The sequence below is a fragment of the Dinghuibacter sp. genome, assembly GCF_035492835.1.
In the GTDB taxonomy this organism is placed as follows: domain Bacteria; phylum Bacteroidota; class Bacteroidia; order Chitinophagales; family Chitinophagaceae; genus Dinghuibacter.
Map to the genome: position 1 here is coordinate 1 of NZ_DATJIY010000185.1, position 16,299 is coordinate 16,299.

General features: G+C 58.3%; 17 protein-coding genes. 13 read left to right on the forward strand and 4 right to left on the reverse strand.

Translation table 11 applies throughout. The features are described 5' to 3' along the window. Nucleotides 1–133 precede the first annotated feature (133 nt). Genes VL547_RS17720 through VL547_RS17730 form a run of 3 tightly spaced genes read left to right on the forward strand, consistent with a single transcriptional unit; the run spans nt 134 to nt 3,078 of the window. Nucleotides 134–769, forward strand: a complete 636-nt coding sequence (locus VL547_RS17720; protein WP_325580342.1) for a deoxynucleoside kinase — start codon at nt 134–136, stop codon at nt 767–769. A gap of 42 nt (nt 770–811) precedes the next feature. Beyond that, the gene (locus VL547_RS17725) at nt 812–2,071 is read left to right on the forward strand and encodes an MFS transporter (RefSeq protein WP_325580344.1); all 1,260 of its coding nucleotides are present in this window, start codon (nt 812–814) and stop codon (nt 2,069–2,071) included. A gap of 35 nt (nt 2,072–2,106) precedes the next feature. After that, the gene (locus tag VL547_RS17730; protein WP_325580346.1) at nt 2,107–3,078 is read left to right on the forward strand and encodes a tetratricopeptide repeat protein; all 972 of its coding nucleotides are present in this window, start codon (nt 2,107–2,109) and stop codon (nt 3,076–3,078) included. Here VL547_RS17730 and VL547_RS17735 read toward each other — a convergent pair. After that, complete coding sequence (locus VL547_RS17735) at nt 3,071–3,553, reverse strand: YkgJ family cysteine cluster protein (RefSeq protein WP_325580348.1); 483 nt, start codon at nt 3,551–3,553, stop codon at nt 3,071–3,073. The genes VL547_RS17730 and VL547_RS17735 overlap by 8 nt on opposite strands. A gap of 51 nt (nt 3,554–3,604) precedes the next feature. Here VL547_RS17735 and VL547_RS17740 point away from each other — a divergent pair, with 51 nt between their 5' ends. The 3 genes from VL547_RS17740 to VL547_RS17750 all read left to right on the forward strand — a co-directional run bounded on the left by VL547_RS17740 (nt 3,605) and on the right by VL547_RS17750 (nt 8,126). After that, nucleotides 3,605–4,513: a sterol desaturase family protein gene (locus VL547_RS17740; protein ID WP_325580350.1), complete on the forward strand. Its 909-nt coding sequence runs from the start codon at nt 3,605–3,607 to the stop codon at nt 4,511–4,513. Nucleotides 4,514–4,609: 96 nt separating this feature from the next. Next, nucleotides 4,610–7,453, forward strand: coding sequence for an aminomethyl-transferring glycine dehydrogenase (gcvP, locus tag VL547_RS17745; RefSeq protein ID WP_325580352.1), 2,844 nt, complete (start codon nt 4,610–4,612; stop codon nt 7,451–7,453). 16 nt (nt 7,454–7,469) lie between these two features. Further along, nucleotides 7,470–8,126 (forward strand): DnaJ domain-containing protein, encoded by a 657-nt coding sequence (locus tag VL547_RS17750; RefSeq protein ID WP_325580354.1) that lies wholly within the window; start codon nt 7,470–7,472, stop codon nt 8,124–8,126. A gap of 29 nt (nt 8,127–8,155) precedes the next feature. Here the strand turns inward: VL547_RS17750 and VL547_RS17755 are convergent, their stop codons facing one another. Then, complete coding sequence (locus VL547_RS17755; protein WP_325580357.1) at nt 8,156–8,842, reverse strand: NAAT family transporter; 687 nt, start codon at nt 8,840–8,842, stop codon at nt 8,156–8,158. Beyond that, entirely contained in the window at nt 8,839–9,825 is a 987-nt protein-coding gene (locus VL547_RS17760) for an ion channel (protein WP_325580359.1), read from the reverse strand. The genes VL547_RS17755 and VL547_RS17760 overlap by 4 nt, the downstream gene beginning before the upstream one ends. 106 nt (nt 9,826–9,931) lie before the next feature. On the opposite strand from VL547_RS17760, the gene VL547_RS17765 reads away from it, so the two are divergent. The 4 genes from VL547_RS17765 to VL547_RS17780 all read left to right on the forward strand — a co-directional run bounded on the left by VL547_RS17765 (nt 9,932) and on the right by VL547_RS17780 (nt 13,358). Further along, the gene (locus VL547_RS17765; RefSeq protein ID WP_325580361.1) at nt 9,932–11,056 is read left to right on the forward strand and encodes a lactonase family protein; all 1,125 of its coding nucleotides are present in this window, start codon (nt 9,932–9,934) and stop codon (nt 11,054–11,056) included. Between the two features lie 400 nt (nt 11,057–11,456). After that, nucleotides 11,457–11,825, forward strand: a complete 369-nt coding sequence (locus VL547_RS17770) for a hypothetical protein (RefSeq protein ID WP_325580363.1) — start codon at nt 11,457–11,459, stop codon at nt 11,823–11,825. A gap of 29 nt (nt 11,826–11,854) precedes the next feature. Next, nucleotides 11,855–12,148: a hypothetical protein gene (locus VL547_RS17775; protein WP_325580365.1), complete on the forward strand. Its 294-nt coding sequence runs from the start codon at nt 11,855–11,857 to the stop codon at nt 12,146–12,148. Between the two features lie 460 nt (nt 12,149–12,608). Beyond that, nucleotides 12,609–13,358: a hypothetical protein gene (locus VL547_RS17780; RefSeq protein ID WP_325580367.1), complete on the forward strand. Its 750-nt coding sequence runs from the start codon at nt 12,609–12,611 to the stop codon at nt 13,356–13,358. Nucleotides 13,359–13,384: 26 nt separating this feature from the next. Here the strand turns inward: VL547_RS17780 and VL547_RS17785 are convergent, their stop codons facing one another. Then, a complete protein-coding gene (locus VL547_RS17785; protein WP_325580369.1) occupies nt 13,385–14,338 on the reverse strand; it encodes an NAD-dependent epimerase/dehydratase family protein in 954 nt (317 codons plus the stop codon). A 49-nt stretch (nt 14,339–14,387) separates the two neighbouring features. On the opposite strand from VL547_RS17785, the gene kdsA reads away from it, so the two are divergent. The 3 genes from kdsA (at nt 14,388) to VL547_RS17800 (ending at nt 16,199) form a co-directional block, all read left to right on the forward strand. Continuing rightward, nucleotides 14,388–15,212 (forward strand): 3-deoxy-8-phosphooctulonate synthase, encoded by an 825-nt coding sequence (gene kdsA / locus VL547_RS17790; RefSeq protein ID WP_325580371.1) that lies wholly within the window; start codon nt 14,388–14,390, stop codon nt 15,210–15,212. After that, the gene (locus tag VL547_RS17795; protein ID WP_325580372.1) at nt 15,212–15,661 is read left to right on the forward strand and encodes a GNAT family N-acetyltransferase; all 450 of its coding nucleotides are present in this window, start codon (nt 15,212–15,214) and stop codon (nt 15,659–15,661) included. Before kdsA ends, VL547_RS17795 begins: the two co-directional genes overlap by 1 nt. Before the next feature lie 112 nt (nt 15,662–15,773). Beyond that, entirely contained in the window at nt 15,774–16,199 is a 426-nt protein-coding gene (locus tag VL547_RS17800; RefSeq protein WP_325580374.1) for a hypothetical protein, read from the forward strand. The last annotated feature ends 100 nt before the right edge of the window (nt 16,200–16,299 follow it).

The window sequence follows — 16,299 nt, forward strand, 5'->3', positions numbered from 1 at the left end:
AACAGGGTAAAAGAGGCACCCCAGGCCGGGCTCCGCAGGGGCGCGCTTAGGCGCGGTCTGAGCCGTTTGCGCACAAGCAGGTGTGAACAAATAAGGCTCCGAATATGACCGTCTATGCATAAATTGGCCCGGAATGCACTACCGGTTCATAACGATTGAAGGAAACATCGGCGCAGGCAAAACGACCCTCGCCCACCTCCTTGCCCGACAATACAACGCAAGGCTCATCCTGGAGGAATTCGCGGACAACCCGTTCCTGCCGAAGTTTTACGAGAACCCGGGGCAGTATGCCTTCCCGTTGGAGCTGTTCTTCATGGCGGAGCGCTACAAGCAGATGAAGGAGCTCCTCTATGGCCGGGACCTGTTCAGCAACCTGACCATATCGGATTACCTCTTTACCAAGTGCCTGCTCTTCGCCAAGGTAAACCTCCCGGACGAGGAATTCCGGTTGTATCAAAAACTGTTCGACATCATCCAGCCGCAGCTGGCGACACCGGAGCTGCTGGTGTACCTCCACTCCCCGGTGAACCGGCTCCAGGAAAACATCAAAAAGCGCAACCGGTCCTACGAGCAACGCATCCCCAGCGAATACCTGTACAAGTTACAGGAGACCTATACCCAGTACATCAAACAGCACAACCTCAAGACCCTGATCATCGACGTGAGCAAGGCCGACTTTCTCGGAAATGAGCGGCACCTGAAAGCCGTGCTGGACGCGCTGGAGAAGGAATACCCGGATGGGCAGCACTACCTTTCGTTGCCGGATTAGGCATTTCCCGTTAATTTTGGGTGGCAACAACTACCGCCCAACATGTCGGACACCGGTCCCGCCTCAAAAAAGAATCCTGCTCTCGTAACCATCGCCATCCCTGAATTCAGGTCTTATGTTTTTGGCCGCCTTTGCCTGGTCATGGCGCTCAGGATGACCGCTACCACGGTCGGCTGGCTTATCTGGCAGGTGACCCGCAATACCCTGGCCACCGGTCTGGTGGGATTGAGCGAGGTGGTTCCGGCCCTGTCGCTGGCGCTATACGCCGGGCACGTAATCGACAAGAGCGATAAGCGCGGACTGACCCTGAAAACACTGTCGTTCTACGTGCTGGCAGCCCTTTGTCTGCTGGCCATCACCACGCCCTACGTACTCCACCACCTGCAAAACCGGTGGATCGCCTATACGGTGTACGCGGTCATCTTCGGCACGGGTATCCTCAGGGCCTTCGCCAACCCGGCCATGTCGGCCATGATCAGCCAGATCGTGCCGCGGGAATTGCTCGGGAACGCCGTCAACTGGAGCCAAAGCACCTTTCTGACCGCCTCGGTCCTGGGGCACGCCACCGCTGGGTTGCTGATCGGCTACTTCAACTATACCGTCGTCTTTACCACGATCGCCACTCTGCTCGTAGCGGGTATCTTCTTTGTCGGCCGGTTAAAACCCAAGCCGTCCAGCCAGCAGGCCGGGACCAACCAGCGGACCTGGGGAAGCGTCAAGGAAGGGCTGCGCTTTGTGTACCGGACAAAAGAGGTGCTGGCGGCGATGAGCCTGGATATGTTCGCCGTCCTGTTCGGCGGGGCGGTGGCAATGATACCGATTTACGCTACCGACATCCTCCACGTCTCGGCGCAGGGCTATGGCTGGCTGAACGCCTCCTCCGACATAGGCTCCGGGATCATCATCGGCACGATGACCTTTTTCCCGCTCAAACGCCGCCAGGGCACGATCCTCCTCTACGCCGTATTCGGGTTCGGGCTCTGCATCATCGCCTTCGGGCTTTCCCGGTGGTACTTCCTGTCTTTTGGCGCCCTCCTTATCAGCGGTATGCTGGACGGCATCAGCGTCCTGGTCCGGGGCACCATTATCCAGCTCAAGACCCCGGAGGACATGAAAGGACGCGTCCTTTCGGTCAGTTCCATGTTCATAAACTCCTCCAATGAGCTCGGCCAGTTCGAGAGCGGCGTAACCGCCAAGCTGATGGGGATCGTACCCTCGGTCGTTTTCGGAGGGTGTATGACTTTGGTAGTGGTCATAACGACCTGGTTCAAGGCGCCCGCGCTCCGGAAGATGGAATATTAACAATATTCATTATCTTGGGGGGGAAATCCTTATCCATGAAACCGATCTTACTGCTGATCCTTATGGGACAGCTGTGCGCTACCGAAGCGCAAACCATCGCCGCGCTGAAAGACAGCGCCAACGCCCAGGCCGACCGGGGCAATTATGGCAAAGCCATAAACCTGCTGAACAAGGCCCTCCAGATGGATTCCACCGTCGCCGGTATCTATGACGCCAGGGGCTTCCAGTACATCAAGCTCAAGGATTTTTCCAAGGCCTATGACGACTATTCCACCGCCATCCGGCTGGACCCGGACAATTACGTCTACTATTTTTCCCGCGCGCAGATGCTCATGGAGCTGAGCTACGCCAAGGAAGCGCTGCCGGACTTCAAGGCGGCCCTCCAGCGCTGTACGGTCGACTCGATGCGGGCGGCCGTGCTGGTCGACCTGGCCCAGGTCAAAATCGCGCTGGGTAAAATACAGGACCCGGAAGGCGACCTGCGCGCCGCCCTGGCCCTGGACTCCAACAACCTCGCCGCCCTCCCCGATCTCGCCATGTTCGTCTACGAGCGGCAGGGCTACAACGAGGAGTCCATCCGGCTGCTCCAACGGGCGATCCGGCTGGACCCGAAGTACCCCGGCGGCTATGGCAACCTGGCGTTTATTTATGGGGAGTCCGGCCGTTACCGCCAGGCCCTGGACATGAACGAGGAACTGGTCCGGCGGTTTCCCGACAACCCTTACGCCCTCAACAACCGGGGCTTTGATAAGTTCAAGCTGGGCGATCTGGATGGCGCGCTGGAAGACATCAACAATTCCCTGGTAAAGATGCCGGAAAACTCCTATGCCTACCGGAACCGGGCCCTCGTCCTGATGGCCCAGCGACAAAAGCCGGATGCCTGCCGCGACCTGAGCAAGGCCCAGGACCTGGGATACGAGCAGCACTATGGGACCGATGTAAAGGACCTGCTGGCAAAAGACTGTCCGGAAAGGCCGATTTCGCGGCAGACCGTGCAGACTATGTAGCGGCCGACAGCTTCTCCAGCACGTAGTAGACGGCGGGGCATATCCCGCTATTGGTGAGCGTCAGTTGCGGCCGTTTCAGGAGCACGTCCTCATCGGTATAGGGATACCGCGCGCAATCCGATGGCCGGTCCTCGTAGATGCTACAGGCGTTGTCGGCGCCGAGAAAGGGACAGGGCGTCGATTTGACCACGTAGTCGCCGTCGCTGTCGAGCCGGAGATAAGTCTCGATAAACGCCCCTTCTTTCATTTTCAGGAGACGGGCGATGCGTTTGATGTCCGGCGTTTTGAAACGGGGGGAGTAGTTCTTGCAACAATTGGCGCAGGTCAGGCAGTCGATATGGCTAAAGGCCTCCGCATGCAGTTCGGGCAGGCGTTTCAGGGTCTTGTTCTTATCGGCCCTCTTTAGCCACGACTGGTATTGCTTACGGTGCTCCGTAGCCTTTTTATGCCAATTCTGCAGGATGTCTTCCGCCATTAGGATGCAAAATTGCACTATTTTTGGCCTTAAACCGCAAATGTATAACCCATGGGGTCCCTAAGAGAACAATGGCTGTTGCTGATTTCCACTCCCATCTACCTGGTCGTCATTGGGCTGGAAGTACTGCTGAGCCATTTTCAAGAGCGGCGGTCCTACACCCTGAAAGACACCTTCACCAACGCCTACCTGATGATCATGAACGCCGTGATCGACCTGGCCTTCCGGGGCGTATACCTTTGGATACTGCAGTGGTTCTACAACCACCACCTCATCTCCCTCACGGAAAGCGTGCTTTATTGGATAGGGCTCCTGATCGCCGAAGACTTCATGTACTACTGGCTGCACCGCATCGACCACTTCTGCCGGTTCTTCTGGGCGGTTCACGTCACCCACCATTCGAGTCATCAATTCAACTTCACGGTGGGCTTCCGGAGCAGCGTTTTCGAGCCCCTGTACCGGTTCATCTTCTTTATTCCCCTGGCCTGGCTGGGCTTCAGCCCGCTGAACATCGCCTTCATGTATTCCGCAACCCAGATATGGGGCATCCTGGTGCACACCGAAAAGGTCGGGCGGCTCGGCTGGCTGGAATACGTTTTTGTCACTCCGTCGCACCACCGGGTGCACCACGCCAGCAATCCCAGATACCTGGACAAGAACCTCGGGATGTTCCTGATCCTCTGGGACCGTCTGTTCGGCACCTTCCAGCCGGAAGACGACCGCTACCAACCGCTTAGGTACGGGCTGACCAAGGAGCTGGAAAATCCCGGCCCGGTGAACATCATTTTCCATGAATGGAAAGCCATCGGGAAGGACCTGGTCGCCAGGGGCGTGTCCTGGAAAGACAAGCTGGGGTATGTCTTCGGCCCTCCCGGGTGGAGCCACGACGGCAGCCGCCAGACCTCCGGGCAGCTGCGCAGGGAGGAAGAGTCCGCCGGGACTTACGGCTCCGGCACATGATGTGGACCGCCGGTGGATAACCGTTTAGGGGATTGCGGTTATTATCTGACGCCGTCGTACCTTTGCAGCTTCCAAAAAGGTCAACCCCATTTTACTATGGCTAATGTATTCGAGCAACAGTCCCGTGAGTTTCAAAGCCGTCACATCGGCCCGGACGAACAGGAAACCCGGCAGATGCTGGACACGATCGGCGTCTCCCATATCGATGATTTAATCGCACGTACGGTACCCCAGGCCATACGGATGGCCAAACCCCTTGCGCTGCCCCCCTCCCTGAGCGAAGCCCAGTTGCTGAGCGAGTTGAAAACCAAATCTTTACAAAACAAGGTATACCGCAACTACATCGGACAGGGCTATTATGATACCCTGACACCCAGCGTCATCCAGCGCAACATCCTGGAGAACCCGGGGTGGTACACCCAGTATACCCCCTACCAGGCCGAAATCTCCCAGGGCCGTCTGGAAAGCCTGTTGAATTTCCAGACCATGGTGAGCGACCTGACCGGTTTGCCGATCGCCAATGCCAGCCTCCTGGACGAGGCCACGGCCGCAGCCGAAGCCATGAGCCTGATGTTCCATCAGGTCAACCGGACCGAGACCATCGGCGCGCCGCGGTTTTTCGTGGACGAGAAAGTCTTCGCCCAAACCCGGGACGTAGTCCTTACGCGGGCCAAACCGCTGAACATCGAAGTGGTCACGGGTCGTTATACGGATGCGGTCATCGACGGCACTTTCTTTGGCGCGCTCCTGCAATATCCCAATGCCGAGGGCGCCGTCGAAGACTACCGTGACTTTATCGGCAAGGTCCACGCGGCGGGCGGCCTGGTCGCCATGGCCACCGACCTGCTGGCGCTGACCCTGTTGGTTTCCCCCGGGGAATTGGACGCCGACATCGCTCTGGGTAACTCCCAGCGTTTTGGGGTGCCCCTGGGATACGGCGGACCGCACGCGGCGTTTTTCTCTACAAAGGAAGACTTCAAACGGGCCATTCCCGGCCGTATCATCGGGGTATCGATCGACGCCCAGGGCAACCGGGCCCTCCGAATGGCCCTCCAGACCCGGGAACAGCACATCAAGCGCGAAAAGGCGACGTCCAATATCTGCACCGCCCAGGCGCTTCTGGCCAACATGGCCGCGATGTACGCCGTGTACCACGGGCCGCGCGGACTCAAGGATATCGCCACCCGCGTAGCCATACTGACCCGGACGCTGGCGCAAGGCCTTACGGCTGCCGGCGTCAAGCCGCAGCACGCAGACTTCTTCGATACGGTGTATGTCGACGGTCCGTCAACAGTTCGCGCGGCCGCGGAGAAAGCAGGCATCAACTTCTATTACGGCCCCGACGGTGGCATCGGTATTTCACTGGATGAAACCACCACGCCGGAAGACGTGAACGATATACTCGCGGTTTTTGGCGCCGCTACGCCCAAGGGCTTCGCCACGCCTTCTTTCCCGGCCTTCGCCACCCGTCATTCGGCTTATCTTACGCACGCGGTATTCAATACGCACCGGAGCGAAAGCCAGATGATGCGCTATATCAAGCAGCTCGAGAACAAGGATCTGTCGCTGAATACGTCGATGATTTCCCTGGGCTCCTGCACGATGAAGCTCAACGCGGCCACCGAGATGATCCCGCTGAGCTGGGCCCACTGGAGTAAAATGCATCCCTTTGCGCCGCTCGACCAGGTGGCGGGTTACGGACAGATCGTCCGGGAGCTGAGCGACTACCTTTGCGAGATCACGGGTTTTGACGCCTGCAGCCTGCAGCCGAACAGCGGCGCCCAGGGTGAATACGCCGGCCTGCTGACCATCCGGGCGTACCTGGATGCCAACAACGGCGCACACCGCGACGTGCTGCTGATCCCCATTTCCGCCCACGGCACCAATCCAGCCTCCGCCGTCATGGCCGGGTTCAAGGTGGTGGTCGTCAAGGCGCTGGAAAACGGCTACATCGACGTGGCCGACCTCAAGGCCAAGGCGGAGCAGTACAGCGACCGGCTGGGCGGCATCATGATCACCTACCCCAGCACCTACGGGATTTTTGAAGAAACCGTCAAGGAAATCTGCGCCACCGTCCACCAGCACGGCGGCCAGGTATACATGGATGGCGCCAATATGAACGCCCAGGTCGGTCTGACCAATCCGGGTCTGATCGGCGCGGACGTCTGCCACCTGAACCTCCATAAGACCTTCGCCATCCCTCACGGGGGCGGCGGTCCCGGGATGGGTCCCATCTGCGTGGCCAGGCACCTGGCCCCCTACCTGCCGGGTCACGTCTTCCTAAAGGGTGACCACGCCGTCAGCGCGGCCCCCTACAGCTCCGCCAGCATCCTGCTGATCAGCTACGCCTACATCCGCATGCTGGGCGCCGAAGGCCTCACCAGCGCCACCCGGTACGCCATACTGGGCGCCAACTACATGAAGGTCCGCCTGGAAAAGGACTATGACATCCTCTATACCGGTTCCAACGGCACCTGCGCCCACGAGTTCATCGTCGACCTGCGCCCCTTCAAGGCGTCGGGCGGGATCGAGGCCGAGGACGTGGCCAAGCGCCTCATGGACTATGGCTTCCACGCCCCCACCATGAGCTTCCCCGTGGCGGGCACGATCATGATCGAGCCCACCGAAAGCGAAGACAAGGCCGAGCTCGACCGGTTCTGCGACGCCATGTTGTCGATCCGCCGGGAAATCGCGGCCGTGGAGAACGGTAGCGCCGACAAGCTGCAGAATCCGCTCAAAAACGCGCCCCACACCCAGACCGTCGTCATCAGCGACGGCTGGGACAAGCCGTACAGCCGTGAACAGGCGGCCTTCCCGCTGGAGTATGTCCGCCTGAACAAATTCTGGCCGAGCGTTGGCCGTATCAACAATACTTTCGGCGACCGCAACCTGATCTGCACCTGCGAGCCCACCGAGGCCTACGCAGAAGCCGCCGTATAACCCGGAGGAGCCCGCCATGACGCCAAAGGACTATTACGCCATCCTCGGTATCCCGGCGGGCTCCGGCCCGGACGCCATCAAAAAGGCATATCGCCGCCAGGCGATGTACTATCACCCCGACCGCAACCCGGGCGACGCTTACGCAGCGGCGCACTTCCGCGACGTCCAGGAGGCCTACGCCGTCCTTTCCGACCCGCTCCGGCGGGAGGACTATCTGCTCGATCGCGGGCTCTACCGGGCAACCGGCGCCGGCTTCGGCTTCGGGGCTTCGGTTCCTCTTACCCCGGACTCGGTGTTGCGCCAGGCCGTCCGTCTTGACGAGCACGTGCGCACCCTGAATATTTACCGCATGGATCGCGAGGGCGTGGCTTCATCGGTTTCACGCTTGCTGGCGGACGCCGCGTCTTTGAGCGGGTCGTTCGCCGAGCCGCGCGTCTTTGCGCAAACGGCGCATTTTCTGGCGCGCGCCTGCGCGCCTTTGCCGTTGCGTCTCGTGGAGCCGTTCCGCGTGTCGCTGGAGACGCTGGCCGCCGCCGATCCTTCCGTGGTTAAAGAAATTTCAGCGTTTTACGACGGCAAGCGCCATGAATCGCTCGTCTCCCGTTATCAAACGCCCGTATTGATCCTGGTTACTTTGGCGCTTTGCCTCCTGGCCTGGTGGCTGGCACGCTGAACGCCGCGCCTGTTGGTTCGCGCAGGCCTTTATTTCGGCAGCGTGTGCAACCACGCCTCGATACCGTTAAAGACGATCTGGCCGCCTATGCACAGCAGGATAAACGACAGCAGCTTCATCACCACACGACGGATCTGGAGCGACAATTTGCTCATGAGCAGGTCGGCGGAGCCAAAACAGATATAGATCGTCAGCGCGATCAGCAAAATCGAAATGATCGCGCCGGAGTACTCAAGGATGTCATTGCCGTTGGCATGGGTAATGTATTCGGCGGAGATGGTCAGGGTGATGGCGATGGAACCCGGGCCGATGGTAAACGGAAAGGTCATGGGGTAGAACGCCTGGTTGACATAATCCGTCTCCGGCGTCAATTCCCCGGTCAGGTAGACTTTTTTATCGCCTTCATGGGACGTCGCGTCGTCCTTGGAGTTGATGGAACGCCAGCCCATGGCCACGATCAACATGCCGCCGCATATCTGGACGATGGGAACGGTGATCCCGAAGAGGTTCAGTACATAGACACCGACCAGCAGGACGATCAGCAACAGGATGGAGCTGTTGAAGGCGACCTTCCGGGCCAGCTTGCGGCGAAGCGCGTTCGAGGCGGTGGGCGTCAGGTTCAGGAACAGGATACCCGAGCCGATGGGGTTGACCACCTGGAACAACGCCATATACGTTATGGGGACGATGGTAAAAAAGTAGTGTAGGACTTTCATGATACGGGCGAGACCGATTGTGGAATTTCTTGTACAACTACATAATCGCCGAGCTTATCGACCTGCATAATGGTCGTTTTGCCGTCTTCCGATTCTTTGTACATGGGTGCAAAACGCACGTTGAAGCGGATTTCCTGGTAGGTATAAGACGTCCGTTGCTGTACGATATTGGAATATACGTCGTCAAAACCGCGGACAAGCACATAGACTTCGGCGTCCACCGCCTTGAGGTCTTCGGCCGTAAAGCCGTTCAGGGGGCTTTCGTCGTTGATCGGGTGCACCACCGTCCAGTTCATGGACAGCGTATCGACCCGGGCCCGTTCCAGGGGCAGGGAAAAAAACTGGAACTCGGGCGCCTTCCCCCCCAAAACGGTGATCCCCAGGTTCACCGTTACCTCGGCGTTGGTCAGGTGGTGGTTCTCCTTGTAGGCGGCGAGCCGGAACATCAGCGCGGTGCCATCCTTGTAGGGCGCGATGATCGCCTCGTGGCTGAACGCCAGGAATGACTTGGGGCGCGCGAAACGGCCATATATCAGGCCCGTGGCGACAGCCAGACCCAACAAGCCGGCCAGCGACTCCAGCGCGGCGACAACGTTGACCCCAAGCCCCACGGGATTTACCCGGCCGTAGCCCACGGTCGTGAGGGTCTCCGTGCTGAAAAAAAACGTCTCCAGGAACCGACCGAAACCCTGAGTGGTCCTCAGCCCTGTCAGCCCGTCGACGCCGACGATCAGGTACAGGGAGGTAAAACACAGGTTGACCACAAAATAGCCGGCAAGGATAAGACAGGCGAATTTCCAGGCGGGCATATTCAGCAGGACGTAATACACGCTCGTCCTTTTCCAGAAGGGCTGGCCGGTCTTTACCAGGTTGAACGTCCCGTCCTTGTTGATGAAACGGCCCCCGTAATTGTTGGCGCTGGTCCCGAAACCGGTATCGTCGTTGCGTTTGGAAAATGGGTTGATGGAATAGCCAAAGGCCATAGCGGTCAATGTTGTGGTCAAATCTACAAAAAAACGGAACAGCCTCCGGCGCAGGCGTACAAAGAAGAAAAGTTCATAGATTGTGGACAAACTCTCACCTAGCCACATGAAGCATTTTCTCGCCATCGTTGTCCTTCTGACCGTTTCATTCACGGTACAAGCCCAGCAATTCTATCTTTTCGTCGGTACCTATACGACCGGGACCGGTAAGGGCATTTATCTGTATCGCTTCGATGCAGCCACCGGGAAGACGACGCCGGTCGGCGTCACCGAGATCGACAACCCTTCTTACCTGACCCTGTCGCCCGACGGCCGTTACGTCTATGCCGTCAACGAAAACCCCGCCGGAAAAGGTGGGTTCGTAAGCGCGTTGTCGTTTGATTCGGTCAGCGGTGCGCTGACCATCCTGAACAAACAGTCCACCGAGGGCGATTTCCCGTGTTACGTAGCCGAGGACGCCATGGGTAAATGGGTCACCGTCGCCAACTATGGCGGGGGCAACCTTTGCGCGTTCATGGTAGCTGCCGACGGCAGTCTCGGCGGCGCGGCCCAGAACATCCAGCACGAAGGCAAGGGGACGAACCCCAAGCGCCAGGAAAAGCCGCACGTGCATTCTACCGTATTCAGCCCCGACCAGCAATATGTCCTCAGCGCGGACCTCGGTCTCGACAAAGTATTTGTCTATAAGTTCAACGCGGCCCACGACGACCCGCTGTCGCTGGCTTCCACCATCCCCTTCCGACCCGGCAGCGGTCCCCGGCATATGGACTTCAGCCCGGACCACCACTACCTGTATGTCATTACCGAGCTCTCCGGCGAAGTAAACGTGTTCAGCGCCTCGAAGGGAAAGTACGCCCCGATCGAACGCGTGCCCACCGTCATCAAGGATACGAGCGCCGATAAAGGCAGCGCCGACATCCACCTTTCACCGGACGGCAAATTCCTTTATGCTTCCGACAGGGGCGTGACCAACGACATCGTCGTCTTCGAAGTCCATCCCGGCAGTGGCAAGCTAAAACGCATAGGCGCCGTCTCTTGCGGAGGCGTCACGCCGCGCAACTTCACCATCGACCCCACGGGGCATTTCCTGTTGGTGGCCAACCAGCAAAGCAACAACGTGGTCATCTTCAAACGCGACGTACAAACGGGGATGCTAACGCCCACCGGCGACGAGCTAAAGATGGGTAACCCGGTCTGTCTGAAGTGGTGGCCCGCACCGGCTACGCACTAACGGCCCGCGACGGCTCGTTAGCGGCTTGTTATCAACCGTGTTACGTTGTAAACAATTAAACTCGTTTAGGAACCTGGTATGTCATTGGCTACCAGGTTTTTTTATTTCAGGTTATCGAAAGATATCCACATACGGTACCACGGCTGCCAAAATTGCGCTTTTTTAGACGTCCGATGCAGCGTTTTTCTGCGTTTTTCTTACTATTTTACTAGTGGGTTGTACCCCCCTATTTGCTAATCAACTTTCACCTATGCAGGAAAAATTGTACGCGGATATTGAACTATTGGACAGATTGCGCTCTGATGACACAGCTTGTTTTGAGGAACTGTATCACCGCCATTGGCGAATGGTTTACTTCTATGCCCTCAAAAAACTACATTCCCGTTTAGATGCCAGAAGAGTGGTTGTCATTGTCTTCTCGGAAATCTGGAAAGAACGATACCAGATTCCCGTAGACTTCTCCCTGCCCGTACTGTTATACCAGAAAGTACGGGTAGCGGTAGTTCAACAGTTGCACCGCCGCCTGAACGACCTCACCACCGGTACCCAGTGGATCGACGGCTATATACTGCCTTATTTCGGCGGTGAAACCCCCGCGGTCGAGGATACCCGGGCCTACGAGCAACTCGAGGCGCAGGAAGAGGCCTGGGCGCTCATGATGAACAGCAACGCCGATAAGCTAACCTGGAAACAATGGATCGTGCAGTTCGCCAAAGGACCCATGGACTGGTGGAACAAACCATGGGTACTGGTCGGTCGCAACCACTAGCGACCGCCGGCGATTTAAAACCACACCTTATGCAAAAAAGACATCTGAAACGCACATTGGACCTTTACCTCGAAGGCAACGCCAGCCCTGAAACCGCCAAGCAGGTGGAAGAATGGCTTTCCGATACCGGCGGCAAAACGCCCGCCTTCCCCGAACCCCTCCTCCAGGAGGAAGAACGCCGCATCCTGGCCGACATCCGCTCCGAAACCGAGTACCCCCTCTTCTACCCTTCCCGCGAAGAAAAGGACCTCAAACAGGCCGTCCTCGTAGGCGCCGTGGTCGGGTGTGTCTTTGTGGTCTTGCTGATGTTGTTACACCGCTAGAAATTCCCCTTTATCCATCGTATTCGCCCCGCCGCTGGCTGCGCGCCAGTGCGTACGCCCCGCCGCGCAGAGTGCCTCCCTTAAATGCTTAGCCCCCTTGAGAACAAGGGGGCCGGTAAACGATTGCTTGCTATGATAGTCTGTCGCAGTTACGGACGGAGTCGAACCGTCGTAGGAGGTCTTGCGGACCTCTGCCTCGCCTCTCGGCCACGTAACTCGTGTGCTCATGTCTGCGCTGCGCCGTCGTGGAAAAATTGCGCACTCGATTGCGCAATGGGCCGGCTTCGCTTGTCGCACGCCCTTTCGTAGGCCGCGCCGCGCGCGTTGATGGCACAAGGTTAGTTCAATTCTATTAGTCTACCAAATTTATAGAGTATTATTTTTATTTTCCGCTTGCATATCAATCTTTAATTTATTAGTTTCATGACATAGCCCCTTGGGAGACAATGCATCTTACATCATGGTGCTCACAAAATATTACGAGTTGGCCCGGCGGATACAAGAGTCGCACGGTACCGCCAAAGCCAAGGCCCTGATCGCCCAGGCGGAAGACCTCGAGGATGTCATCCTCGCGCAATACGGTCTCCCGCCCTCCCGGAGATTTGTACGGATACTGCGCAGCATCCACCGTCACAAGAAATTGTCGGACCAGGTACTCGAGAAGGTGCGGGCGCACCTGGAAGAAGCCGCGAGCGACTACCTGCTATCGTCGCCGCTCCCCGACGAGCTGGTGTTGACGCAAGCCAAGAACCGGCACCTGAACGCCCTGGACGTGTTGCCGGAGATCGGGCTCCCTACCCAGGAGTACCTCGTCTTTGTTTATAATCACTACTGCACCCACCGATCGATACACCCACGCCAGGTCATACAGGAATACCGCTTGCTGAAGGAGCATCCCCTCCTCCCGGATATCGTGCGGTTGAAGGAGTCCGGGGGCCGGCGGAACGACCCCCTCTATATCGCGCTAAAGGCGCGCGGCCTGCAATTCCTGGACGCCTGGCTCCGGTCGCAAAAGGACATCGATCCCACCAATCGGGTCGACCTGGAAAAGCAACTCCGCCTGTTGATGAACATGGCGGCGGCTTCCTATCTGAAATACCTGCAATTGAGGAGCCACGGGATGAAGGACGCGCAGGCGCGAAGGGACGTGGGGCTCGAGGACGAGGTCTTCTACCGCATCGCGTTGTATACATTCATGCTGCAAAAATAGCGCGGCGTGGCCTGCCCGCTGCGGACTCAGCTGGCCGTCACCTTCATATTCTTGAGCATATCCACCGTCATCCGGTCGAGGTCATACCCCGGCTTCCAGCCCCAATCCTGACGAGCGGCGCTATCGTCAATACTACTCGGCCAGCTGTCGGCGATCTTTTGCCGGAAGTCGGGAGCGTAAGTCATCGAGAACGAGGGCAGGTGCTTTTGGATGGCCGCGCCGATTTCTTTGGGCGAGAAGCTCATGGCGCTGAGGTTATAGGAAGAGCGTACGGAAATGCTCGACGCGTCGGCCTCCATCAGCTCGATGGTCGCGCGGATCGCATCCGGCATGTACATCATCGGCAGATATGTGTCTTCCTTGAGGAAGCACTCGTATTTCCCTTCCTGCAGCGCTTCCTGATAGATTTCGATCGCATAGTCCGTGGTGCCTCCACCGGGGGCGGACTTGTAGCTGATCAGCCCCGGATACCGGAGGCTGCGCACGTCCACGCCATACCGGTTGAAGTAATATTCACACCAGCGTTCACCGGCAAGCTTGCTCACGCCATAGACCGTGGTGGGCTCCATGATGGTATGCTGGGACGTGAGCTGCTTGGGCGAATTGGGGCCGAAAACGGCTATGCTGGAAGGCCAGTATATCTTGTGCAGCTTTTCCTCCTTGGCAACCTCGAGCACGTTCAGCAGGCTTTGCATATTGAGGCTCCAGGCCAGCGGCGGGTTCTTTTCACCCGTTGCCGAAAGGATCGCCGCCAGCAGGTACACCTGCGTGATGTTGTACCGCAGGACCAACACGTGGAAGGTCTCCTTGTTCATAATATCCATCGGGATATACGGACCCGTATCCTTGAGCATGGGATGCTCTTCGCGGAGGTCGCTGGCGATAACATTCGCGCCACCGTACATCTTGCGCAGCTGCAGCGTGAGCTCCACGCCTATCTGTCCGCATGCGCCTACTACCAGTATTTTTTCGGTCACCATAAGGGCTGCAAACCTAAGAAAATATCCTGAAGTCCCCTACCTTTACCCCATGATACCGAATTTTTTACAAGACCTTTTCCGGGGCCAGTCCTATGATGAACGGAATTTTTTCCTGATCGCCGGACCTTGTGTGGTGGAGAACGAATCGTTGGTAATGGAAGTGGCCGAAAAGGTCAGCACGATATGCAAGAACCTGGGTATTCCCTATGTGTTTAAATCGTCCTACCGCAAAGCCAACCGGACCAGCGCCGGGTCGTTCACCGGCCTCGGCGACGAAACGGCGTTGCAGCTCCTCCAGAAAGTCGGCAAGACCTATCACCTTCCCACCGTCTCCGATATACACGCCCACGAAGAGGCCGCCATAGCCGCCCAATACATCGACATGCTCCAGATACCGGCTTTCCTTTGCCGTCAAACCGACCTGCTGATCGCAGCCGCGCAAACCGGGAAAGTCGTCAATGTCAAAAAGGGACAGTTCCTGTCGGGGGAAGCCATGAAGTTCGCCGCGGAAAAAATCCGCAAGGCCGGCAACGACAAGGTCATCCTCACCGAACGCGGCAACAGCTTCGGCTATACGGAACTGGTGGTCGACTTCCGCAACATCCCCTGGATGCAGGCGCACCAGGCGCCCACCGTCATGGACTGCACGCATTCCCTCCAGCAACCGAACCAGTCGTCGGGCGTCACCGGCGGCAACCCGGCCATGATCGGGACGATCGCCAAAGCGGCCATCGCCGTAGGCGCGGACGGCCTCTTTATCGAGACCCACCCCGACCCCGCCTGCGCGCTGAGCGACGGCGCCAACATGCTTCGGCTCGACTTGCTCGAGCCGTTGCTCCAACAATTGGTCAAACTCAGAAAAGCCGTCGTCTGATGGAACGGAAACGCGACGGATACATCCTGTCCACCGACAAGAGCCTCCTGGATGTGGACGCCATTCATCATTTCCTGGCGGCGGAGTCCTATTGGGCCAAACATATCCCACGCGCGCTCGTCGAGCGGGCCATCGATCACTCGATATGCTTCGGCCTGTATCACGGCGATGCGCAAGTGGGTTTTGCCCGCGTGATCACCGACCAGGCCACGTTCGGCTACCTCGCCGACGTGTATGTACTGGCCGGCCATCGCGGCCGCGGCCTGTCCAAATGGATGATGGAAATGATCATGGCCCACCCCGACCTCCAGGGATTGCGCCGCTTCATGCTGGCCACCCGCGACGCGCATAAGCTCTACGCCCAGTTCGGCTTCGCCCCCGTCGCCAACCCCGAGCCGCTGATGCAAATCAACCACGTCGACCCCTACGGGCCGTCGGCCGGCGCATAGGCGTTCCCACCGCGGGCGTAACGACCACCGGCGGCGCGTAAGCGCGCTCCCCGCGGGCGGGTTTGCAAACTTCGGCACAATTTTCTATCTTCTTCGGCAAAAAGCCCCATCTATGATCCCCATGAATGAGCTCAAGTCCGGAGACCTCGTCCGCGCCGACTACGAAGGTCAATTCGTTTCCGGTTCCGTTCTCGAAAAGAACCTCGAAACGCGCGAAGTCCTTGTCGTAACCAACGACGACCAGGAATGCTGGTATAAACCCGAAGACCTGTTCCCGATCGTCCTCGACAAGGCAATGCTCGAGAGCCTGCAGTTCGTACAGGACGGAGGTCCCGACCCCGACGGCTCCATCACCTGGATCAGAGGCCCCTTCAGCGTGAGGGTCTACGACCCCGCGACCTTCCAGGAAATGACGCTCATGTACCGCAGCGAGCAACCCCGCAAGCTCCACGGCGGACTTGCCGTCCACGAGCTCCAGAACCACTACCTCGGAATGACCAACGTCCACCTGGTGGATCGGGCCGACCTCGAGCACTAAGCCGCTCTTTTTAGCCTACACGCCTGCGCGGCCGTCCACGCACCGGCGTTAAGCCTGCCGGCGCGGGGAGTGGGGTGGGATGCCTCTTTTTTCCTGTTTT